The 22842-nt window shown below is 47.9% G+C and carries 17 protein-coding genes and 2 tRNA genes; 13 read left to right on the top strand and 6 right to left on the bottom strand.

What is annotated here, in order from left to right; translation table 11 throughout:
• Positions 1-53: 53 nt before the first annotated feature.
• The 9 genes from OXH39_03850 (at position 54) to OXH39_03810 (ending at position 10950) form a co-directional block, all read left to right on the top strand.
• Positions 54-2303, top strand: coding sequence for an NADH-quinone oxidoreductase subunit L (locus tag OXH39_03850; protein MCY3549569.1), 2250 nt, complete (start codon positions 54-56; stop codon positions 2301-2303).
• Positions 2304-2339: 36 nt separating this feature from the next.
• Positions 2340-3866, top strand: a complete 1527-nt coding sequence (locus tag OXH39_03845) for an NADH-quinone oxidoreductase subunit M (GenBank protein MCY3549568.1) — start codon at positions 2340-2342, stop codon at positions 3864-3866.
• A gap of 16 nt (positions 3867-3882) precedes the next feature.
• On the top strand, positions 3883-5364 hold the full coding sequence (locus OXH39_03840) for an NADH-quinone oxidoreductase subunit N (protein ID MCY3549567.1): 1482 nt from the start codon (positions 3883-3885) through the stop codon (positions 5362-5364).
• 202 nt (positions 5365-5566) lie between these two features.
• A tRNA-Gln gene (locus OXH39_03835) sits at positions 5567-5637 on the top strand.
• A gap of 23 nt (positions 5638-5660) precedes the next feature.
• Positions 5661-5732: transfer RNA gene (locus tag OXH39_03830), tRNA-Glu, on the top strand.
• Positions 5733-5819: 87 nt separating this feature from the next.
• On the top strand, positions 5820-7883 hold the full coding sequence (locus tag OXH39_03825) for a thioredoxin domain-containing protein (GenBank protein MCY3549566.1): 2064 nt from the start codon (positions 5820-5822) through the stop codon (positions 7881-7883).
• 205 nt (positions 7884-8088) lie between these two features.
• Entirely contained in the window at positions 8089-9477 is a 1389-nt protein-coding gene (locus OXH39_03820; protein ID MCY3549565.1) for an ATP-binding protein, read from the top strand.
• Positions 9477-10034 carry a hypothetical protein gene (locus tag OXH39_03815; GenBank protein MCY3549564.1) on the top strand — a complete coding sequence of 186 codons (558 nt, stop codon included), beginning with the start codon at positions 9477-9479 and terminating at the stop codon, positions 10032-10034. The genes OXH39_03820 and OXH39_03815 overlap by 1 nt, the downstream gene beginning before the upstream one ends.
• A gap of 40 nt (positions 10035-10074) precedes the next feature.
• Positions 10075-10950 (top strand): phytanoyl-CoA dioxygenase family protein, encoded by an 876-nt coding sequence (locus OXH39_03810; GenBank protein ID MCY3549563.1) that lies wholly within the window; start codon positions 10075-10077, stop codon positions 10948-10950.
• Here the strand turns inward: OXH39_03810 and OXH39_03805 are convergent.
• The 5 genes from OXH39_03805 to OXH39_03785 form a co-directional block, all read right to left on the bottom strand.
• Positions 10947-11765: a phytanoyl-CoA dioxygenase family protein gene (locus tag OXH39_03805; GenBank protein ID MCY3549562.1), complete on the bottom strand. Its 819-nt coding sequence runs from the start codon at positions 11763-11765 to the stop codon at positions 10947-10949. The genes OXH39_03810 and OXH39_03805 overlap by 4 nt on opposite strands.
• 102 nt (positions 11766-11867) lie before the next feature.
• Positions 11868-13133, bottom strand: coding sequence for a hypothetical protein (locus OXH39_03800; GenBank protein ID MCY3549561.1), 1266 nt, complete (start codon positions 13131-13133; stop codon positions 11868-11870).
• Between the two features lie 12 nt (positions 13134-13145).
• Positions 13146-14219, bottom strand: a complete 1074-nt coding sequence (locus OXH39_03795; GenBank protein MCY3549560.1) for an alcohol dehydrogenase catalytic domain-containing protein — start codon at positions 14217-14219, stop codon at positions 13146-13148.
• A gap of 336 nt (positions 14220-14555) precedes the next feature.
• Positions 14556-15068: a tRNA methyltransferase gene (locus OXH39_03790; GenBank protein ID MCY3549559.1), complete on the bottom strand. Its 513-nt coding sequence runs from the start codon at positions 15066-15068 to the stop codon at positions 14556-14558.
• Between the two features lie 47 nt (positions 15069-15115).
• The gene (locus OXH39_03785) at positions 15116-15892 is read right to left on the bottom strand and encodes an aldo/keto reductase (GenBank protein ID MCY3549558.1); all 777 of its coding nucleotides are present in this window, start codon (positions 15890-15892) and stop codon (positions 15116-15118) included.
• A 227-nt stretch (positions 15893-16119) separates the two neighbouring features.
• On the opposite strand from OXH39_03785, the gene OXH39_03780 reads away from it, so the two are divergent.
• From OXH39_03780 to OXH39_03770, 3 genes are read left to right on the top strand one after another with little or no spacing between them, the layout of a single operon-like run.
• Positions 16120-17262, top strand: a complete 1143-nt coding sequence (locus OXH39_03780) for an amidohydrolase family protein (GenBank protein MCY3549557.1) — start codon at positions 16120-16122, stop codon at positions 17260-17262.
• Entirely contained in the window at positions 17259-18860 is a 1602-nt protein-coding gene (locus OXH39_03775) for a tetratricopeptide repeat protein (protein ID MCY3549556.1), read from the top strand. Before OXH39_03780 ends, OXH39_03775 begins: the two co-directional genes overlap by 4 nt.
• Positions 18860-20515: a CRTAC1 family protein gene (locus OXH39_03770; GenBank protein MCY3549555.1), complete on the top strand. Its 1656-nt coding sequence runs from the start codon at positions 18860-18862 to the stop codon at positions 20513-20515. The genes OXH39_03775 and OXH39_03770 overlap by 1 nt, the downstream gene beginning before the upstream one ends.
• A 176-nt stretch (positions 20516-20691) precedes the next feature.
• On the opposite strand, the gene OXH39_03765 is transcribed toward OXH39_03770, so the two are convergent.
• Positions 20692-21036, bottom strand: a complete 345-nt coding sequence (locus tag OXH39_03765; GenBank protein ID MCY3549554.1) for a hypothetical protein — start codon at positions 21034-21036, stop codon at positions 20692-20694.
• 914 nt (positions 21037-21950) lie between these two features.
• Between OXH39_03765 and OXH39_03760 the strand changes: the two genes are divergently transcribed.
• Positions 21951-22784: a hypothetical protein gene (locus tag OXH39_03760; GenBank protein ID MCY3549553.1), complete on the top strand. Its 834-nt coding sequence runs from the start codon at positions 21951-21953 to the stop codon at positions 22782-22784.
• Positions 22785-22842 lie beyond the last annotated feature (58 nt).

Genomic DNA, 22842 nt, shown 5'->3' with positions numbered 1-22842 from the left:
CAGCCATTCTTCTGACAACTATAAAAAAAGGAAAGGCTTAAACGTAAAGAAATATGGTTGTTCCTTTAATAAGTATCATCTTACTTTGTCCCCTTGCTGCCTTTGCTATCTTTGGGCTTTTGGGCTTGACGAAACGGAGTTTTCCCCGACAGGATTATCTGTCAACAGCAGCAATGCTGATCGGGTTCGCTTGTTCCCTTTTGCTCTTACGGGAAGTCGTACCCAACCCGGAAGCACATACTGTTAAGTGGATTTCACTCGGCAGTATTACGTTCTCTATGGGCTTTTACTTGGACAGCGTGACCGTAATCATGCTGATTGTTGTCACACTCGTCAGTAGTCTCGTCCATATCTTCTCTATGGGGTACATGCACGGTGATCCGAGGTATCCGAGGTTCTTTGCCTACCTATCGCTTTTCTCCTTTTCGATGCTCTTTCTGGTTGTCTCGGATAACCTACTCGGCATCTATATCGGTTGGGAACTTGTCGGGCTTTGCTCCTATCTCCTCATCGGTTTTTGGTTTGAAAAAGATTCCGCTGCGAATGCGTGTAAGAAAGCATTTCTGACAACGCGTGTCGGTGATGTCGGCATGTTCATCGGCATGATGATGCTCTTCACCAAATTTAAGACGCTTTCGCTCTACGGAGAAGGTGGTATTTTTGCCCTCGCTACGAGTTTAAACACCGGCGATATGGTATGGCTCTCCATTGCGGGTGTCCTCATCTTTTGTGGTGCAGTCGGTAAATCCGCACAGGTGCCTCTGCATACATGGCTGCCCGATGCGATGGAGGGTCCCACACCTGTCAGTGCTTTGATTCACGCTGCCACGATGGTTGCTGCTGGCGTTTATCTCACCGCCCGGATGTTCCCGATTTTGACAGAAACCTCGTCTCTCGTCATCGCATACATCGGTGGTATTACCGCGATCGTCGCTGCGACGATTGCTATCGTTCGTTTCGATATTAAACGGGTTTTGGCATACTCTACGGTGAGTCAGCTTGGGTATATGATGCTTGGGATTGGCGTTGGCAGTTATGTCGCAGGACTCTTTCACCTCACAACGCACGCCTTCTTCAAGGCATTGCTGTTTCTCGGTTCGGGAAGTGTGATTCACGCTTTCCACGCGATGCATGCCCATGCGCATGATGATGAACACGACCATGCAAATGAGGACCACGATGCACATGAGCATGAACATGGCGACGCGGATACACACGGACATGAGCATGAACACGGCGATCACGATTTAGTCCATGCACACGGTTCCGAGATCCCGCCCGACCAAGATATGCGGAACATGGGTGGACTCCGCCACAAGATGCCGATTACCTTCGTCACAATGCTCATCGCGACGTTGTCTATCTCCGGTGTGCCGTTTATCTTCTCCGGGTTTTGGAGTAAAGATAAAATTTTAGCGGGTGTGTTGGGACGGGCGATGGAATGGAACTCCGTACATCACTACATCCTGTTCATAATAGCACTCTCCGCCGCAGGGATTACAGCGTTCTACATGTTCCGCCTAATCTTTATGACCTTTTTCGGCGAACCGCGCAACCAAGAAATGCACGACATGGCACACGAATCGCCACTATCAATGACCGTGCCTCTCGTCGTCTTGGCAATACTGAGCTTTCCCGTCGTGAATACACTCTGGTTCAACAAAGACTATGTAAAACCACCACAACAACCACATCTGCATGCCCCGGTGCATGCGCAAGTCTCGCCGGACACCAAAACAGACGGAGCAGGCTTCGCCCTATCACTCTTCGGTGTTTCCGAAGCAGTAGCAGCTGAAGAAGACACTGGACATGAGACACACGCAGATGATGGGCATCACGGGCCCGCACATACGATTGCGATGGTGCTATCTATCATCGTTGCGGGATTAGGTATACTCCTCTCATGGCTGTTTTATCATAGGCGAACCTTGTCTGCAGAGTCGGTGGCGAACTCGTTCCGGCCCCTCTACAACCTGTTCTGGCACAAATACTACTTTGACGAGTTTTACGACGGTGTACTGGTTGCACTGACGGTGTGGAAAGCACGACTTTTTGCCCAATTCGATGGGAGTGTTGTTGATGGTATCGTTAATGGTGTCGGGGTTGTAACACGAGATATCCTCGCTGCCTTCACTGGTGCTTTTGACAACCGCGTCGTTGACGGTATCGTCAACCGCGTTGCTCAGGTTACATGGGCAGTCGGTGGAAGAATCCGTCGTATTCAGACCGGGGCGATCCAAACATATCTTTTTGTTGTGCTGGCTGGAATTGTATTGCTAATCTTAATTTTTCGGGCGTTGTAGCTGCCCTTTTGATGGGAGAAGGAGGATTCCCACGAGATGTTATTGTCGCTAATGATTTTTGTCCCACTGCTCGGGATGGTTGTTGTTTTGCTTCTACCGCGTGAGTCGGAGGAACTGGTTAAGCGCGTGACGCTCCTTTTTACGCTCATTCCGCTCGTACTCGCAGTCGCTTTGTTTATATCCTACAACCGCTCGACTGCAGGAACGCAGTACGTCGTCAACATTCCTTGGATTCAGGCTTTTAATATTCAGTATCATATTGGCATTGACGGGCTTAGCGTGACGCTTTTACTCCTCACTGCACTTTTAGGTCCCATCTGTGTTATTGCCTCTTGGCGCAACATTGAAAAAGGAATCAAGGCATATATGGCGTTGTTCCTGTTACTTGAGACAGGGATGCTGGGGTTCTTTGCGGCTTTAGATCTGTTCCTCTTCTATGTTTTCTTTGAGTTGACGCTACTGCCGATGTATTTCCTTATCGGTATCTGGGGCGGACCGCGCCGCGAATATGCTGCGATTAAGTTTTTTCTCTATACCCTCTTCGGCAGCGTGCTAATGCTGGTCGCGATGATAGCCGTCTACCTCAATAGCAATATCGTTAATGGAGTGGCTGAAGGCTTGCGAACATTTGATATTCCGACACTCATCACCTTAGCCGCTACACAAGGACACGCCCTCGCCGATCCAAACTTCCAAATGTGGGTATTTGTCGGTTTCTTTATCGGGTTTGCTGTTAAGGTGCCGATCTTTCCTTTCCACACATGGCTGCCCGATGCGCACGTTGAAGCACCTACAGCCATCAGTGTCATCCTTGCGGGTATCCTCCTAAAGATGGGAACTTACGGGCTGGTTCGGGTAAATATGGCAATGTTCCCACAAGGCTTGGACCATTTTACGAATGGGATAGGTTTTTGGGGCAATAGTCTTGCACTGCTTGGGTTTATTAATATTGTCTATGGATCCTTCTGCGCATTGGCACAAACCGACTTTAAGAAGTTGGTGGCGTATTCCAGTATCGGACACATGGGTTTCGTCATCTTGGGGCTTGCGGCTCGAAATGACGAGGGTATCACAGGCGCGATTCTCCAGATGTTTAATCACGGTGTCATCAGTGCAATGCTCTTCTTGCTTGTCGGTGTTCTCTATGATAGGGCGCACCACCGTGAGATTAACGGCTTCGGCGGCTTAGGAAGCAAAATGCCAGTCTATACCGGCATTACGACCGTTGCGTTCATGGCATCTTTAGGACTCCCTGGATTAAGCGGATTTGTCGGAGAAGCACTCTCTTTGCTTGGTGCCTACGATAAATTCAAAATGTTGACGATCTTGTCCACTATAGGCATTGTTGTTGGTGCCGCATATTTCCTCTGGACACTCCAAAGGGTTTTCTTAGGGAATCTCAACCCCAAATATGAAGCACTTCCAGAAATCAACGGACGTGAGATTCTGACCCTTGTACCACTCGGAATCTTAACCATCGTACTCGGTGTCTGGCCCAACTTTGCTATTGACATGTTCAGAGAATCGGTTACCAATCTCATAAATGTCCTGAACGCGATATAGGAGGTTTGTGGAAAGTATGCAACCCTTAAGCAACATTGAAAGCCTCCTCTATTTCAGCCCAGAAATTTTACTCGTAATTTTTGCCGTTGCTGTTGTTCTCCTCGATCTTGTTGTGAAGGATAGAGAGAGTGTCGCAGTCGCATACCTATCTCTTGTTGGTCTGGTATGTGTATTTGCTGCTGTCCTTATCACACACTTTTCCTTTAGAAGTCCTGTTTCCCTCTTTTTCGGAATGATCCGACTTGATGAATTTTCCACTTTTTTCAAGATTCTGCTCCTGCTGGCAACCGCCGCGACGGTTCTCTTTTCCCTCCGTTCTGAGGAACTTGACGCACGGTTAAAAGGCGAATATTACGCGCTTTTGTTAGCCATCACCCTCGGAATGTTCTTGATGGCATCGTCAACCAATTTGTTGATGATATTTATCTCGTTGGAGACGGTAAGCCTTACCTCCTATATTCTCGCTGGCTTCTTGACACATAACCCGCGTTCAAGCGAAGCTGCCTTCAAATACATCACGTATGGCGCAGTCGCATCTGGAACGATGCTCTTCGGGTTATCCTTCCTATTCGGGATGGCTGGCTCCGGCGACCTCGGTCAAATTAGTGTGCGCCTCACGGAACTCCTCGCATCTGGAGAGGTGGCTCCCCTTGCCGTGTTGATTGCGATAACCTTCGTTCTTGCGGGTGTAGGCTATAAGATCGCCTCAGTGCCGTTTCACATGTGGTCCCCTGATGTTTACGAAGGGGCACCTATTCCTATAACCGCCTTTTTGTCCGTGGCTTCAAAATCCGCAGGCTTTGCGCTGTTCATCAGGTTTTTCTATGCTGGATTTGGCAGCACCGAACTGATGCAAGCGGTTAATTGGCCCTTTATGTTGGCAATCGTCTCCGCTTTGACGATGACGGTTGGAAATCTTGCAGCATTGCCACAGCAGAACGTAAAACGTTTGTTGGCATATTCGAGCATTGCCCACGGTGGTTACCTCTTGATGGGGGGTGTTCTGCTCACGTCTGAAGGTATCGGTGCGATCCTCTTCTATCTTATCGTTTACCTCTTTATGAACTTAGGCGCGTTCTATATCGTTGTTCTGATTGCAAATGAGGAGGGAACCGAGATGATTGACGGATACCGCGGGCTTGCCACACGTGCGCCGTTGGTCGCTTGGGCGATGGCAATTTTCCTCTTCTCACTGACTGGAATTCCGCCCTTTGCCGGCTTCTTCGGAAAGTGGTTACTCTTTGCCGCCGTCCTTGAGCAAGGATATTATTGGCTCGCACTTGTCGGTTTGCTAAACAGCGTCGTTTCACTTTACTATTATGCTCGCATTGTGAAAGCGATGTTTCTGGAGGATTCCGATGAGGAAACAACGCGTGTCTCCTTTTCTACGGGGACTTTTGCCCTCTTGAGCGTCTTTGTGATCCCAACGATTTTTATCGGGTTCCTAAATATCTTCTATACCTTCTCCAATATCTCAGTTTCCGTGATACCGATGTAATGAATTGGAGGAATAGTGATGAACTGGATGGAATGGGTTGTTGCGGGTGTATTTATCGCTTTTCTTGCTGGTTTGGGTACAATCGTAGGCACTGCTATAAGACATGCTAACAAGAGTTAAATCTATTCACCTACGGAAAAATTGACAAAGGCGATCTATTAAGGTATACTTAAAGTACAGCACACTCATAAATGTGTGTCAATGCCCGGTCGTCTAATGGTAGGACGCATGGCTCTGGACCATGTAGTGAAGGTTCGAGTCCTTCCCGGGCAGTTCTCTCTATTTTCTGTTAATGTGCCGCTATCGTCTAGGGGTTAGGACGGGTGGTTCTCAGCCACCAAACCGGGGTTCGAATCCCCGTAGCGGTATCCATTTACTCGTAACGGCGGGCGTACACCACCCGCCTATTGTTTTAAGCGCGTGACCACTAATTCCATACATTGGAGAAAATACGAATGCACGATACCCCCAAGCACACCAACCGCCTTATCCATGAAACAAGCCCTTATCTGCTCCAGCACGCGCACAACCCTGTTGACTGGTATCCGTGGGGAGAGGAAGCATTGGAACGCGCAAAGCATGAGCAGAAACCGATCCTTCTCAGTATCGGCTATTCCGCGTGCCACTGGTGCCATGTCATGGAACGCGAATCCTTTGAAAACGAGGAAATAGCGGCGGTCATGAACGAACTTTTCATCAACATCAAGGTTGATAGAGAAGAGCGTCCCGATTTAGACGAAATCTACATGAACGCTGTCCAAGTTATGACGCGTCAAGGCGGATGGCCGATGACAGTTTTCCTCACACCAGACCTCAAACCCTTCTACGGGGGCACCTACTATCCACCCACTGATAGATACGGTAGACCCGGATTCCCGAAGGTGATGGAGGCCGTAGCAGAGGCGTTCAAGGATAAGCACACACAAGTTTTAGAACAAGCAGATCAATTAACGACGCAGCTCAATCAGATAAGCAATGTTGTCGATCCACACGAGCATGAACCCACCGAACAACTCATGCAGAATGCTTTCCAACACTACCGCTCCCAATTCGATTCGCACCATGGCGGATTCGGTAATGCTCCCAAATTTCCACCCAGCATGGGTTTGCCCTTCCTGCTGCGCTATTGGCACCACAGCGGCAACGCCAATGCTCTGGAGATGGTAGAACTCACACTGGAGAAGATGGCGCGCGGTGGTATGTACGACCAACTCGGCGGCGGTTTCCACCGATACTCCACCGATGCACACTGGCTTGTCCCGCACTTTGAAAAGATGCTTTACGACAACGCTCAACTCGTCGTCGCCTATTTTGAGGCGTACCAAGCCACACAGAAGCCGTTCTACCGGGACATAGCTACCGAGACGCTCGACTACGTTCTGCGCGAGATGTACGACGCAGAAAACGGCGGTTTCTATTCCACACAGGATGCAGACAGTGAAGGTGTAGAGGGCAAGTTTTTTGTTTGGGAACCGAACGATGTCGAAGACATCATCGGTGAAGAGAACGCCGAAATCTTCTGTGAGTATTACGACATCACCCCGCAAGGTAATTTTGAGGGGGAGAACATCCTCCACGTCCAAACGCCGTCTGACATCTTTGCCAGAAAACTACGGATGGAACTTGAAGACCTGGAGGCACTCCTCGCGGATGGAAAGCGGGAACTCTTTGAGGAGAGAGAGAAGCGGATTAAACCCGGACTCGACGATAAAATCCTGACCAGTTGGAACGGTATCATGATACGCGGCATGGCGATGGGATACCAATTAACGGCAAAACCTGAATACCTTGAGGCGTGCGAAAAATCCGCTGAGTTCGTCTTGACGACGCTATCCCAAGACAATGGTCTTCTCCTACGTACCTACCGTTCAGGTAAAAGCCATCTCAACGCATATCTTGAGGACTATTCCTATTTCATCGCTGGCCTCATCGCACTCTACGAAGCCAGTTTTGAACCGCGATGGCTTACAGAAGCGGAACGTCTTGCACATATCATGATTGATCAGTTCGGAGATGACGCAGGCGACGGATTCTTCTTCACCGGCAAAGCACACGAAACGCTTATTGTCCAATCTAAATCCGCTTACGACGGTGCTACGCCTTCCGGTGCCTCCATGGCGATTCACAGTCTGTTGCGACTTGCTAAACACCTTGACAACCCCGAATTCCACGACAAAGCCGTTGAGACCTTGAAACTCTATTTTCATCAGATGGAGCGGATGCCAACAGGGTCAGGGCAGCTGCTCTGTGAGTTAGCGTTTCTGCTATCAACTCCCAAGGAAATTGCCATTGTTGGTAAGAAAGACGATGCGGAAACGAAAGCGATGTTAGCGGCGTTGCACGGCACCTATCAACCCAATAAAATCGTCGCTTTAAGTGAATCTGCTGATGGACAGACATTACCCCTTCTTGCTGGCAAAACTCAAGTTGACGATACCGCAACGGCTTATGTTTGCGAAAATTACGCCTGCCAAGCCCCCACAACGGATGTTGAGGCGTTCGTAGAGCTGCTTCAATAGTATGTTACCTGTTTCTGCAAACACACCGCTGGCGAGGTTTCTCAACCTCGCCTATTTGCTTGCAATTCCAATATGTCTTTGATACAATATAGCCATGAGAAGCAAAAGTCTATCTGATATGTATTAGAAGCAGAACCGACAATCACGGCTTTACACCCGACTTCCTGATTTCAACTTTGGCAACGATAATTGTAGAGGGGTCAATATGAGCCTCACTGTACGCTTAAAAAACATCGGAATCCTAAAGCAGGCAGAATTTTCGTTGGGAGACCTAACGATCATCTGCGGTGAAAATAACACTGGCAAGACTTATACTGCTTGTGCACTGTACGGCTTTTTACAGTCTTGGCGGCAATTTATCCGTTTTCCAATTAGCGACGTACAGATCCAACGGGCACTTACAAAACAGGTTAAGATTGAGTTGGAGCAAGCAACCGATGATATGCTTACAGAAGCAAGCAAGAAATATACAAAACAATTGGATAAAATTTTTGCAGCAGCTGAAGGTTCATTTCAGAATAGTGAATTTTGCGTCGTGACAGATAAAATTGACATACGAGATAAAAAATTCAATAGCCTACTCACAAACCCCCAAAATCCGGCTTTTATATTTGCAAAGGGTGAAGGAAGCAAAGAAGCGATACTTGCTGCAGAGATAAAAGGAGAACACGAAAGAGAAATTGATACAGATAGTGTAAAAAGTGCGATTGATTTTATTATTATCACTGATATTTTTTCCGACTCTTTTCCCAGACCCTTTATTGCTTCAGCTGAACGCACAGGCATTTCAACTTTTCGGAAAGAACTCAACTTTGCTCGGAGCCAATTGCTTAAAGAGATGGAACGGACAGATCCACAGATTGACCTACGGGAATTTCTATCCAAAGCGTATCAAAGGTACCCATCTCCCATAGAAACTGATGTTGATTTTATGGGTCAACTTCAAGAGGTAGCTAAAAGCAAAAGTTTCATTGCCAAAGCACATCCTGAAATCTTGGAGGACTTTACAGATATTGTTGGTGGGACGTATGCTATTACACAAAACGATCTGCTCTACTATATTCCAAAAGGCACGAGACTAAGGTTGACAATGGACCAAAGTTCAAGTGCTGTCCGTTCACTTTTGGACCTTAATTTTTACCTCCACTGTGCTGCTGAAAAAGGCGACTTGCTTATGATAGACGAACCAGAATTAAGTCTCCATCCAGAAAACCAACGTCGCATCGCCAGACTTTTCGCGAGGCTCGTAAATCTGGGCGTTAAGGTCTTCATCACCACCCATAGTGACTACATTGTTAAGGAGTTAAATACCCTTATCATGCTCAATCACGATAAACCTCACCTCAAAAAAGTTGCGAAAGAAAATGGCTGTCAGGACAGTGAGTTGATTAATGCCGATCAGGTCAAAGTATACGTGGCGGAAAAAGCGTTGCTACCGTTAGAGGAAGGACAGAAGAGACGTAAACGAGGCCATACACTGTTACAGGCTGATATTGATCCCGAGTTCGGCATTGAAGTAGGCAGTTTTGATAAAACGATTGATGCCATGAATAAGATTCAGCGCGACATCGTGTGGGGAGCAAAGTCAGATTAGTGAATGACATTACCATATTACAAGAAATGCTTAATGTTAGTGCTCAGGTACCGTTACAACAATCCGTAGGAAGCACTTCTGTCGAACTAAAAGACAAGCAAGCAAAGACCTCTGTCGAAATCACGGATCTTCCCCACGACTCACTTGTTATCAGAGCAGAAGCTTTTAAACCGCCAACTGTTTTTAAAGGCTCAAAGGGTGAACGCAGACGGGCTGACTTCGTGATTGTGTCAAATGCAGCAACGGAAAAGTGGATCATCTGCATTGAAACACAAAGAGCGACTGGTAAAGACTCAGAACAGGTTGAACAACAATTGAGAGGCGCGGAATGTTTTATTGGTTACTGTAAGTGTATAGGAAAATCCTTTTGGCAATCGAAAAATTTTCTTGATGGTTATCAGTACAGATTTGTAAGCATTGTCAATATTAGCATTGACAAGCAAACAACCCGTTTCTACAAGCCCCAAAATCAGCCGAGAAAGAAGTTGCATGACAACCCTGAAGATTTCCGAGAAATCGAAGGTCATCAAAGTCTCCATTTCAATCAACTGACTTGATGACCGTTTCTGATAGCCTAAAAATATGGAGCAAAAAATAATGACACACACAACTGAAGCGGCAATTGATTTAGACTGGCATCCACTCTCAGAAGAAGAAATCCGCCATTTTGACGACACAGGCTACCTCATCGTCCGAAATGTGCTGGATTCGGATACCATCAACAAACTGATCGAAGCAAGCGATCGGCTCATAGCGAGCGATCGGCGCGAGAACCGTCAGCAAAATTTTGATGGGTTATACGACAGTTTCCGAAATAGCATCTCTATTGTCGAGGCCTTCATCCCGCTACTCACGCAAAAGACCATCCTCCCCGTTGTTGTCCAGCTGCTCGGTGCGCACTTGCAACTGATGACTTCACACCTGATATACAAACACCCAGATCCGCCCGGAACACCCGATACCACTCGTAGACCCGGTTGGCATCGCGATTACGCCATGGCAACGACAACACACGGCAACAAGGTGCCACGCATCTTGCTAAAATGTGCATACTACTTCACCGACCTGAGTGAACCCAATTCCGGCGTAACGCTTGTCGCACCCGGTAGCAACCACCTACTGGAACGGGTTCCCATACCAAAAGGACAGACGGATCCAGATGGCGCACTTGAAGCGAGTTTACAACCCGGGGATTGCCTACTGTTTGAAAATCGTACTTTTCATGCAGGGGCTGCGAACTTAACGGATCAGATCCGTAAAGGTGTAATGTTCGGCTACGGATACCGGTGGTTGATGCCGATGGACTATCGGACACAGGAACAGACGTTGTTAGATAAACTCACGCCACTTGAGCAGTATTTGGTCGGTGAACCCTTCACGAAAACGAAAGAATTCATTCCCAGCGGCAGTGAAAGCCCACTCGCATCGTGGTGTGAGCAGCACGGCGCGCCAGCGGTGAGACCGGTTTCTTAGTTTATTTCCGTCAACGTGACGACATCCTGTTTGACAATCTCTTTCGTGTGATAGTGATCTGCCCGAGAAATCAGTTCCAAAGTTTCTGGCGAGAGCCGTCCCCTCACCTCTTCAGACACGCGACTCTCACCACGGTGTTGCGGTCTGTAGCGTAAGGTCAGGACACAACGATACCGGTCCTTCGGTTTCCAAGGCAGCGCACCGTGCGTTAAGAGTTCAGAGATAATCACGAAATCCCCTGCTTTTGGCGTGACGTTAACCACTCCTTCTGGAATATCACCGGCATCTTCGATTTTTCCATTGCTATAGAGGTGTTCAGGACGATCGAAAACCGTTTTGTGGGTGCCGGGAACGACAAGCAACCCACCATCACCAGGATGTACGTCGTATAGGTAGGGAAAAACGACAAAATCATCGCAGAAGATGCAACCATTTCGGACCTCATAACGGTTGCAGTGCCAGCCGAAATCTTCTCGTGCGCAATGTAGGCGAAGTCCTTCCGCCGACTCCGACACACCCGCTCGATCCGCAATCATTGTTCCGCGAAACAGTTGCGGTTTGTTATTCGTCAGTTCCTTGATGATGGGCCACGTTGATCGATGCAGTGTGAGTGCCTCTAAGGGTTTCGCAAAGGCAAAGCCGTTTGGGAGGTTTTTTTCGCTGGAGTCAAATCCGGGCGGGAGTTCTTCGGTGGGCGTATTGATGTATTCGTTCGCTGCTGCTTGTGCTGCTTTCAGTTCTTCGTCAGTTAGAGCATTCTTTAGGTGGAGGTATCCAGTTACATCAAAAAGGTAACGCTGTTCGGGGGTCATCATAGTATTTTGCTCCTTGTTATACAAATCCTATAATCAGCGCGTAGGTGTTTTGCTTGAGTGTTTCCCTCAGATTGAACGTCAAGTGAAACCCAACAATCGCAACTAAGGCGAGGCTTCCCACACGGGCCAATCATTCTCCTGTAGCTGCTTGAATAACTTATCAAAGGCTTCACTACCGTCATCTTCCCATTCATCCAGACGCACACCTGGGGCATAAGATTCGTCTACACCCTGTTTCATGAGGCGTTCCGCCTGCTGTAGGTTTCGGTAATAATGTTTTACGCCGCCCGGTAAGGTGACAACAGAGATATGTCTATCCCATTCCAGTTCAGGTGTTTGGCTGTATCTTTTCACAGCATCTTCATCTAACACAACTCCTAAACCAGCACCTTCCGGCACCTGCATAAATCCGCGCTGAACTTTGTGCGGTGTGAGAATCAAGTCGTCTTCGTAGGCGTGACTCGCAGTGACACCGGGCAATGTGGCTGTGGGCATAACGGCTCCGAGATGACACGCGAACGCTGCCGTAATACCGGTACCGACATACTGTAGCAAAATCGGTGTGTTCGCGGCGGCGAAAGCCCACCCCGATGCTAATGCACTCTTGACGCTTTCGTGGCTACATAGCGCGCCGTCAAAATCGCCCGCCCGAAGCCCAATCCACGGACCCGAAGGTTGACGCGATGCCCCCTCGCGGATAACGCCGACCCCGTGCAGATAAAAAGGGATCCGAATCTCTTGATGCAATCGTCGCCACCCGTCCACGTCATAAGCGAAGATCGGTTCTTCAAGGCCTTTAACGACAGGAATTTTCTCCAATTCGCGTAGGATAGGCAGTGCCTTCTCAACGTTGATTAAGGAACCGTTGAAATCGAACTCCACCCGGAAGTCTGGCGGCGCGACCTCCTGAATAGCGTTTGACTGTTCAACAACATCGTAAAAAGCGCGTGCCTTACACTTGAGACCGCGGTAGCCACGCTCAGCGGCAACCTGGACCTCAACAGCGGTGTCTTCAGGAGACATGCACGGCATCCACCACCCCATCGCGATCCATTGCCGAACCTGTTGTCCCATCAGTTTCCATGCTGGCAAACCGAGGTGTTTCCCCATCAAGTCGTAGCACGCCATATCGAGGTTAAAACGCCCTTCACCCATGACGTGGTCGAATGGGTTTGTGCCAAGATAGGTGTCCAATACATCCTGATCAAACGGTGGTCCTGGATTTTCTCCGAGACCGACGAGACCGGTATCGGTATGGAATTTGTAGACCGTGACCAGTTCGGTCATCGCGAAGTGGTAATATCTCTTACGAATCCGTTCCTCATAAGGCACACACAATGGAATTGCTTCAATCTCAGTAATTTTCATCTATCCTCATCCTCACGGCACCAACTGCACCTTAATCGAATCTGACCCTTTCTGAACCATCTCAAACCCTGTAATATAGTCCTCCAACGGCAGTTGATGCGTTACGATATGCTCAACCTCGATTAAACCGCGATGGATATAATCAATCGCCAACGGATACGCATACGGTCCCAAGTGTGAGCCGTGGATATTCAATTCTTTGGTGTCGCCGATGATTGTCCAGTCCACAGTTACCGGTTCCCGCATGACGCTGAATTCTACGAAGGTGCCTGCCTTCCGAATCATGTGCAGCCCTTGCTCAACCGCCTTCGGATGTCCTGTTGCCTCAATATACACGTCGCACCCGTAGCCTTCCGTGAGGTCTAACACCTCTTGGACAGCATCGGTTTCTGATGGGTTAATCCCGATATCTGCTCCCAACTTCTTGGCAACCTCTAACCGGTTCGGCATCAAATCAATGGCGATAAGTACACCGGGGTTTTTCAACTTCGCCGCGCCAATCATTCCAAGCCCAAGCGTGCCTGCACCCGCAACTACGACAACATCACCAAACTCAATGTTGCCACGTTGGACAGCGTGAATAGAACAAGCGAGCGGTTCAATTACTGCCGCATTCGCTATCGGCATATCGGAAGGTACTTTGTAGACGAGCGAGCGTGCCGGAAATTTCATATAGTCCGCCATCCCACCGTTGACGACCGGTTGAAACCCGTAGATGTTATGGACTTGGCAGAGCCAATACTTCCCCGTCCGGCAATACCGACACTCCCAACACGGAACGATCTGCTCCGCGATCGCACGATCACCGATTTCGAGTTTATACTTCTCGCCCGCCCCCGGGCCGAGTTCTACGACTTTACCGATGAATTCGTGTCCGGCGATAACGGGTGCCTCCACATACGGCTTGCGGTGTTCGTCACCCCAGAAAAGTGGCGCGCCTGTATAACACTTGATGTCGCTCGCGCAAACACCGCACGCGTTCACCTTAATAACAACTTCGCCGGGACCTGCCTCCGGCATTGAGACCTCTTCGAGACGATAATCCCACGGTTCGCGACACATAATCGCTCGCATCGTTTTCGACATTCAGAATCTCCTTACGGAATTCACAGTAGCATCGTAGGTGTTTTGCTTGGGTGTTTCCGTCAGGTTGAGCGGAACCGAGAAAAATGATACCGCCTCTCCAAGCACATTTTACCACACTACACTACCCTATCAATCAAGGAGATAGCGAAACCCAACGCAAACTGCCATGTTTGTAGCGTTTGACACAAAGAACGTTGGGTTTCGCTGGATTCCTCTATACCTCTGCGGGTATATCAGGTTTGAGGTATTTTGAAATATCTACCTTTGATTTTTCATCCACGCTCAACCCAACCTACAGGACTTGGCTGACCGCTGATGGCTGACCGCCGACGGCTATTAAACGTGGTGTAAGATGTGATAGGCCGCGATACCCAATGAGACGTGGACGTTTAGTGATGCACCAACTCCATACATCGGAAGATAAATTATTATATCACAGGCAGCAAGCGTCCGTTTCGTCACGCCGTGGTCCTCGTGTCCCACGATCAGGCAGATTTTGTCAGGATAGTCTACCATATCATAGGGAACTGACTGTGCGGTGACTTCTAAAGCGAAACTCATGTAGCCATCAGATCTGAGTGATACGATGGCATCTGCCGCATGCTCTGTATACCGCCATTTTACGCGTCGGTGTTTGCCGCGTCCTACTTTTCGTACCAGTGGATGCGGCGGTTGCGCACTGATACCCGTCAGGATCACTTCTTTCACGCGGCACGCGTCCGCTATCCGAAATGCCGAACCCACATTAACAGGGTCTTGCACGTCTTGTAGGATAAAAACCAGTTCTTTGTTTGGCAGTCTCGCCTGTTTCAGAAAATCTTTGAGCGGTTTGCCGCGTAGTTGCTTCATATCTGACCGAAACGTCGGGGTAACAAACCCCTCCTACAAGAGATAGATTATGCTGCTTTATGCTGTATCAAACGGCGCCTTGCGCTGGCACGTGCAAGTTCGACATCCACTGTGATATGGCGGTAATCACTCATACCGAGATTGATCGCATGCGCCGTTTCGAGGTTGAAACCCCACTCAATCCATTCCGGCATGTCTACCTCTGGAATATCACCTGCGACGATGACCTTCATGATACTGATACCTTTACCGAGCGAATACGCGCGTTCAATGTATTCAAGGTGCCTGTCAAAGGGACCACCCTCTAACATTTTACCCTCTTTGTTCGCTGTCGTCAGGATGACCTCAAGTTCTGGATGGTCGATCACCGCATCCATCACGGGACCCGTGTAGATATGCGTGGAACAACCGATAACTCGGATTTTGCCAGCCGCCTTCGCTTCTCGAAAAGCGTCCAAGGCACCCTCACGTGACACCAGATCTTCGGGTGAAGAGATGCCGTGCAGCAATAAGACATCTATATAATCCGTTTGCATCTCCTTGAGTGAACGCGCAATGCTCGCAGATGCACCTTCGTAGTCTTTCGCACCCGTTTTTGTTTGAATGACAACCTCGTGTCGATAAATATGACGTACTGCCTCTCCGAGATGCGGTTGACTTCCATAACCCTCAGCAGTATCCCAGAACGTAATCCCTTCGTCAAGAGCCTTCAACATCAGTTTGCCACCGGCTTCGTAACTATCGCAGGTTTTGTTGAGATGTCCCGCGCCGAAGCAGAGCCTTGAGATTTCTAAACCCGTTTTTCCATAAGTTAAATATTCCATGGTGTCCTCCAGCTGCTATCTTATTCAATAGACGTTTTGGCGTAGCTTGCGAGTTAAAAAGTGCGACGATAATTCCGTAAACTGATTTAGATGTTCTTTAATGTTACTGTAACCGAATTTTGCCAAAAAATGCAACTCTTTTTTCTTGGAAACAAACCAGTTTTCAGGTATCATAAAGGCAAATACACAATTCGCTAAGATTTTTTACCACAAGACTATACTAAAACATGAAATTCAGTGGTCGGACGCTTTTTAATAATACTTCTGTTGAAATTGTTGTTGCTGACGCACGCGTTCAGGAAATTCGTGAAGTTCCGTCAGTCTACAGCACGACATGGGTTGCCCCTGCCTTAGTAGACATCCAGGTAAACGGTTTCGCGGGATTCGATCTCAATGTCGCTACTGTTACGCCTGAAGATGTGTGTGCAATGGTACGCGCACTCTGGCAGGTCGGCACCGGATTCTTATGTCCGACGGTTGTGACGGGTTCTTTTGATGGCGTTTGCAATTCTCTTCGTGCTGTCGCAAAAGCGTGTGAAATGGATTCACTTGTTGCGCATTCGGTACTTGGCATTCATCTTGAAGGTCCCTATATCTCCGCTGAGGATGGACCGCGAGGTGCACACCCATTAGAACATGTTCGGGAACCGGATTGGGACGAATTTCAGCGGTGGCAGGACATCGCCGATGGGCAGATCTCCATCGTAACGCTTGCCCCCGAGAAAAAGGGTGCCATCCCTTTTATAAAAAGACTGGTTGCAAACGGTATTGTGGTGGCATTGGGACATACCGATGCCGCACCAAGCGATATTCAAGCGGCAATTGACGCTGGAGCGAGACTTTCCACACACCTCGGCAATGGCGCACACGCTCTAATCCGACGGCACCCCAATTACATTTGGGAACAACTCGGCGCAGATCAACTCTGGGCAAGTCTCATCGTTGACGGACATCATCTGCCGCCTACCGTTGCCAAGTCGATGATGCGCGCTAAGACGCTTGATCGGTGTCTCCTCGTCAGCGACGCAGTCGCTTTGGCGGGAATGGAACCCGGTATCTATGAATTTGCGGGGAAATCCGTCGAACTGACGGCAGATCGGTGTGTACGGTTGGTTGGAACTGAATACCTCGCTGGTTCTGCTATTGAATTGGCACGCGGTATCGAGAACAGTGTCCGATTTGCGGGCATTTCTCTTAAAGAAGCGGTTTCGCTCGCTACGCTACAACCTATGCATCTTCTTAACGCGAAAGCACGCGTAGAAGGGAAAACGAATCTGATCCTCTTTGAGTGGGATGCCTCTCAATTCAAAATCAACCTGATCGCGACAATTGTTGGCGATGTGTTGGTGTATCATGCGGAGGCAAAGTGATAACACAAGGATCAGTTCGCTATAACAGCATCTACGTCTATATAGGAATTGTAGGTAGCCTCCTTGTTCTCTATTTTACGGTATCACTGACTGCGCAGCAAACCGATGACGAACAATCTGCACATTATGCGCGCGGGATGCGTGCAATGCAATTGGGACTTTACGATGAAGCAGTCGATGCCTTTCAGCGCGTTTTACAATTGAACCCACAAAATGCCGAAGCGCACTGTGAACTGGGAGCAGTCTATAGGCTCAAGGAAAAAACCAACGATTCCATTGACGCATATCTCCGCGCTTTGGAATTACCCGCGTCACCACAAACACATGGAGTCGCCCATCTCTGTTTGGCGAGAATTTACCATTCACAAGGCAGGTTCATGGACGCTGAGAAGCATGGACAATATGCCGTTGACCTGCTCCCTGAAATTGCCGAACCCTTCTTCCGACTTGCGGATACGTATGTCCAGAGAGGAAAGTTGGCGTTGGCACAGCAAGCGTATCAACGAGCACTTGCACTGGATGCCAATCTCGCGCCAGTCTATCAAGGATTGGGTAAAATTGCCTTTCTACAGAGTAAGTTAGCGGAAGCCGTACAGTATTACCGAAAAGCCCTTATCCTCGCACCCTATCATGCTGAGAGCTATTACAATCTTGCACTTGTTTATCGACGTTTGGGACAAAATTCCGTAGAAGGGGTTTCTAACCCCGATGCCTTACAGAATCTCGCGGAAGCAAAGAACCTGATGACATCTTTCCAACGGGTGAAAACCTATAATGAACAGACAAATCGGTATCGCAGACTTTTACTGGAACAACCAACTGCGCTTGAACCACGTATGAAGCTGGCTGAAGCACATATTGAGATTGGAAACCGTGAGGAGGCGATTCGTGCCTATCAGATCGCAACTGCATTGCATCCCAAAACGCTTCCGCTCTACCACAATTTGGGTGGACTTTACATGCAGGCGGGGCAGTTGACGGAAGCAATCGCAGCTTTTCAACAGGTGCTTCAACTCAACGATACTGACGCTGAGGCGTACCTTCACCTCGGTTGGCTCCACGCTCGTCAACGCAAATTCACCGATGCACAGACTTACCTCCAAACCGCAATTCAACAGAATAAAGATTTAATCCCTGCTTACTATGGACTCGCAGAAGTCTACGCACAACAGCACCTGTTGACCGACGCAATTGCCGTTTACCAGCAATTGACAGCCATCCGTCCAGATAACGCAAAGGCGTGGGTGCGGCTGGGTGTACTTCAACTCAAACAGCAACAGATTTCGGAGGCTATTTCCGCCTTTACACAAGCGATTGCTGTGGATGGAAATTCCGCTGATGCGCATAACAATCTCGCGTGGCTTTATGCAACGCAGGGTGAAAAACTGGAACGCGCCGTTGAATTGGCGGAACGCGCCGTTGAATTGGATGCGAATGCCGCCCGCTTGGATACCCTTGCCTACGCATACTATCGCCACGGTGCATATACAAAAGCCAAGCAAGCTATCTTACGCGCAATCGACTTAGAACCGAACAATACTGCCTACAAAAAGCGTTTGAATGAGATTCGACAAACGATGGAGGATGCGAAAAAGTAATGAGGTCCTATCTCCCTTTCCTTTTCCTGATATATGCCCTTCTCGGATCGTCTATAGCGGATTCTGTCACCTTCGTTGAAGTCGCTGAAGAATCTGGGATTCGCTTTACACACACTGACGGTAAGAGCGGCAAACGCCTCTTTAATGAGCAATACGGATCGGGCGGTGGTTTCTTCGATTACGATAACGACGGAGATCTCGACATTTATCTTATCAATGCCCGTCCACAGGAGGAGCAGGTGGACGCTGCACTACCTACGAACGTCCTCTACCGCAACAATGGTGATGGCTCATTTACAGATGTCACCCGTGTCGCTGGTGTGGGGGACACCGGTTACGGGGTCGGTGCAACCACCGGCGATTATGATAATGACGGCGACATAGACATCTATCTAACGAACTTTGGACCCAATATCCTCTATAGGAACAATGCAGATGGCACCTTTACCGATATCGCAGTGTCTGCACAGGTCGCTGATGAAGGATGGGGGACGAGCTGCGCCTTTGCTGATTTTGATAACGATGGGTTTCTTGAACTCTATGTGACCAATTATGCGAAATACACCCCTGATGCAGATAAACCGTGCTCTCGCCACGACATCTCTGTTTATTGTGGTCCGAGTTCCTATCCGCCTCAGCCAGACCTTTTTTATCATAACAATGGAGATGGCACTTTTACGGATTTAACGAAACAAAGTGGCTTGTTGCGCGTGCCTGCCGCACACGGTCTCGGTGTTGCCGTTGGAGACAGCGATAACGATGGTGATGCTGACATCTACGTCGCCAACGATCAAGATTTCAATTTTCTCTTTCAAAACCGCGGCGACGGCACCTTTGAAGAAATTGGATTGCTTTCTGGTGTTAGCTGCAGTGATATGGGAGAAGCGGAAGCGGGGATGGGGGTTGCCTTTGCAGACTATGACAACGATGGTAGATTGGATATTACGGTGAGCAACTTTCAGAACGAGACGAATACCCTCTATCACAATGAAGGGGACAACTTTTTCATTGATGCCACGATTCCTGCAGGTGTCGCTGAACACACACATCGCTATCTCGGTTGGGGTATCGGCTTTTTTGATTACGATAACGACGGTTACAAAGATATATTCGTCGCGAACGGACATACAATGGACAATATCGCCGAGGTCGATCGGTCTACGACGACACCACAGCAGAATCTACTTTTTCGGAATTTAGGCGATGGTCGCTTTACGGATGTCACAGCACAGATGGGAGAGGGCTTCGCACTGCTTAAGACAAGCCGCGCCGCTGCTTTTGGCGACTATGACAACGATGGCGACATCGATATCCTCGTCACAAATTGGAACCAAACCGCTGACCTTCTGAGGAACGAGGGTGGAAACCGAAATAACTGGATACAGGTGAAAGCGATCGGCACAAAAAGCAATCGTTCCGCTATTGGCGCGCGCATCAAGGTTGTTGCCGGTGAACTCACACAATACGCAGAGGTGAAGAGCAGTGGGAGTTATCTCGCATTCAGCGACTTTCGCGTTCACTTCGGACTGAAAGACGCTGAAAATATTGATTTGTTGGAAATTCATTGGGGCAGTGGAGTTATCGATACTGCGACTAACCTTTCAGTAAACCAACGATTTATCGCAGTTGAGGGGGAAGAGATTATTTCTGAATAAAAATGTTATTTTTTTCTTGACAAAAACAGTAAAATATTGTAATTAATTGTTATCATCCTCTACAGAGTCAAAACTCCATGCTTTAGCTTGGAGATGTAGACTCTGCTAATGCGGTGAATAAACAAAAGGCTTTGAAGTGTATAAATAATCATCTTCAAAGCCTTTTGTAGTTAAATCTAATTCAAACTTGGCGGTAGATTAACAGGTATGGGTGCTGATCTTGGAGCTGCTTTGGTAATTTCAGGATTAAGAGTCTCATAGAGAAACTTCTCAATGCCGTTCATATCCAAAGTATTCGCCCAAGCAGTAAGTAATGGAAAGTGTTCACCCCAATCTGTTTGACTATTGTGACAATAAAAGCGATTTTTAATATCACCTTGTCCTGTATATAGAATTTTAATACTATTCTGAACATACGTCCAAATGATATAAACTCCAGAATCAATATCTGACAGTTTCCTGTCATGTCTGAAATCATCGAGATGTTGATATTCTTTCCAGTTTAAATTTGTAGTTCTCATCTTGTAAATCTCCTATATTTCTATTTGGTTGTGGAAATATTAGGTTAATTGAGGTGGTGTTAACACCTTGATTAAGGTTGGCAGTGTTGCCTTTAAGTGTCGGGGTCATTCCCGACCGCCTTTTACGTATATAATGATACTATACTTGGTATTAGATTGTCAAATTAGTTTGATATTTAAATGCTGGTATGGTATAATATGGATGGTTTTCAGTCAATGCGCATATTGTTCTGTGATGTATCATGGATTGATATGCGTATTTTCAATTTGTGGTAGAAAGTTACAAGCAAACCACTGTAAATTTTACTATAAAATTAATTAGGTAGTGTGCAATATTGACTTTCTACATAATGTGCAAAAGAATCACCATGCTTTAGCATGGTGAGTGTGTCAAGAAATGATTAAATCTATAGGAACTCCTTTACAGTGTTTATACTGCACCACACACCAAACACGAAAAGGAGCATCCCATAGATTTAACACGCAAAATATTTAAGTATCTACCCCTGTTTTGATAGTAATTGAAGTTACTGGAATTGTAACCGTCAATTTCCAAGGAGGCATTCCTATTTTGCGTTCATTTATTTAGACGAGTTTTTTTTTAAATGGTTCGTTTTTTTCGTTAAATTTTTTTACAAAGATAATGCCGCGTTTACCGCACATTCTTGATGAGTTCGTCGTAGGATGATTTATCGCCATCGTGGCGTAATCTACCACTCACTCTACAACAGGGGCTAACGCGGTGTTAGACGACTATCTATTACCGGTGAATTACGCACCGCAACTTGAAAATGGGCGAATCGGATCGCCCGAATTAAAGACTGGCGTGGATGACACAAATCTCACGGACTTTTCTTGTAGAGTCCAATTAGTGTCTATCTATGACTGAAATCCACTAAAGGAGGATAATTTAAGTGAAACTATTTATTTCAATACTTGCCATTGCTGTGTTGACGATTGGCATTTCAATTTCTGCGTTCGCAGACCTAAATGACGGAGTCGTCGCTGCGTGGACCTTTGACGATGGCAAGGTAACGGATGCCGTTGGAAAGGCACACGGTAAACTCTTTAAGGGAGCTAAAATCACAGGGGATGGCAAATTTGGCAAGGCATTGGATGTTGACGGAAATGACGACACACGTGCCGATATTGAATTCAACGATGCTCTTGAAAAAGTGATTGAGGGAGCGCATACCGTTTCTTATTGGCTCTATGTCCGAGAAGGTAGAGACCACTCCGGCGTTTGGAAGGGTGCAAAGGTCGGTTGGGGTGCAAACTTCACCTTCCGTATGGTAACGACCAGTAGTACCGGTCTGACGTGGGGAACCTGCAGTGCAGGTGCCGAAAATTGGTTCGCTACGGATGGTGCCATTGAGGCCGATAAGTGGTTCCATCTCTGTCAAACGGTAGATGGTAAAGAGGCAATTGGATACGCAACGCCAGAGGGCGGGAAAACCGAAATACCTGCCAGCGGTCAATCGAACCCGAGAGCCGCCGCGGAACCCTATGTTCTGTTCCCAGATCGTCCTTTGGAACTCGGTGCAGGTCGAGGTCTCGGTGGTAATGATGGCAACGATACGTTCCTTGATGGCATCATCGATGATGTTATCATCTGGGACCGTGCGCTCTCTGAAGCTGAAGTAGAGGAACTCGGAAGTGGCAAACGTCCAGATAGGGCACTCGCTGTGAAGGCGGAGGGAAAATTAGCCACAACGTGGGGCAAGGTCAAATCCTATCACCACCGTTAAGTACGATTGAGAATCTGAAAACATCGCAGATTTGTGGAATTCTCCACAAATCTGCTCA

Source organism: Candidatus Poribacteria bacterium (assembly GCA_026702755.1).
Classification (GTDB): Bacteria; Poribacteria; WGA-4E; order WGA-4E; family WGA-3G; genus WGA-3G.
This window is presented reverse-complemented; position numbering and strand designations above follow the sequence as displayed.

Coding starts and splice junctions, on each gene's coding strand:
- OXH39_03800 (MCY3549561.1), bottom strand. CDS start 13,133: ATGAAAATTACTGAGATTGAAGCAATTCCATTGTGTGTGCCTTATGAG.
- OXH39_03825 (MCY3549566.1), top strand. CDS start 5,820: ATGCACGATACCCCCAAGCACACCAACCGCCTTATCCATGAAACAAGC.
- OXH39_03810 (MCY3549563.1), top strand. CDS start 10,075: ATGACACACACAACTGAAGCGGCAATTGATTTAGACTGGCATCCACTC.
- OXH39_03785 (MCY3549558.1), bottom strand. CDS start 15,892: ATGGAATATTTAACTTATGGAAAAACGGGTTTAGAAATCTCAAGGCTC.
- OXH39_03845 (MCY3549568.1), top strand. CDS start 2,340: ATGTTATTGTCGCTAATGATTTTTGTCCCACTGCTCGGGATGGTTGTT.
- OXH39_03770 (MCY3549555.1), top strand. CDS start 18,860: ATGAGGTCCTATCTCCCTTTCCTTTTCCTGATATATGCCCTTCTCGGA.
- OXH39_03765 (MCY3549554.1), bottom strand. CDS start 21,036: ATGAGAACTACAAATTTAAACTGGAAAGAATATCAACATCTCGATGAT.
- OXH39_03805 (MCY3549562.1), bottom strand. CDS start 11,765: ATGATGACCCCCGAACAGCGTTACCTTTTTGATGTAACTGGATACCTC.
- OXH39_03840 (MCY3549567.1), top strand. CDS start 3,883: ATGCAACCCTTAAGCAACATTGAAAGCCTCCTCTATTTCAGCCCAGAA.
- OXH39_03850 (MCY3549569.1), top strand. CDS start 54: ATGGTTGTTCCTTTAATAAGTATCATCTTACTTTGTCCCCTTGCTGCC.
- OXH39_03820 (MCY3549565.1), top strand. CDS start 8,089: ATGAGCCTCACTGTACGCTTAAAAAACATCGGAATCCTAAAGCAGGCA.
- OXH39_03795 (MCY3549560.1), bottom strand. CDS start 14,219: ATGTCGAAAACGATGCGAGCGATTATGTGTCGCGAACCGTGGGATTAT.
- OXH39_03780 (MCY3549557.1), top strand. CDS start 16,120: ATGAAATTCAGTGGTCGGACGCTTTTTAATAATACTTCTGTTGAAATT.
- OXH39_03790 (MCY3549559.1), bottom strand. CDS start 15,068: ATGAAGCAACTACGCGGCAAACCGCTCAAAGATTTTCTGAAACAGGCG.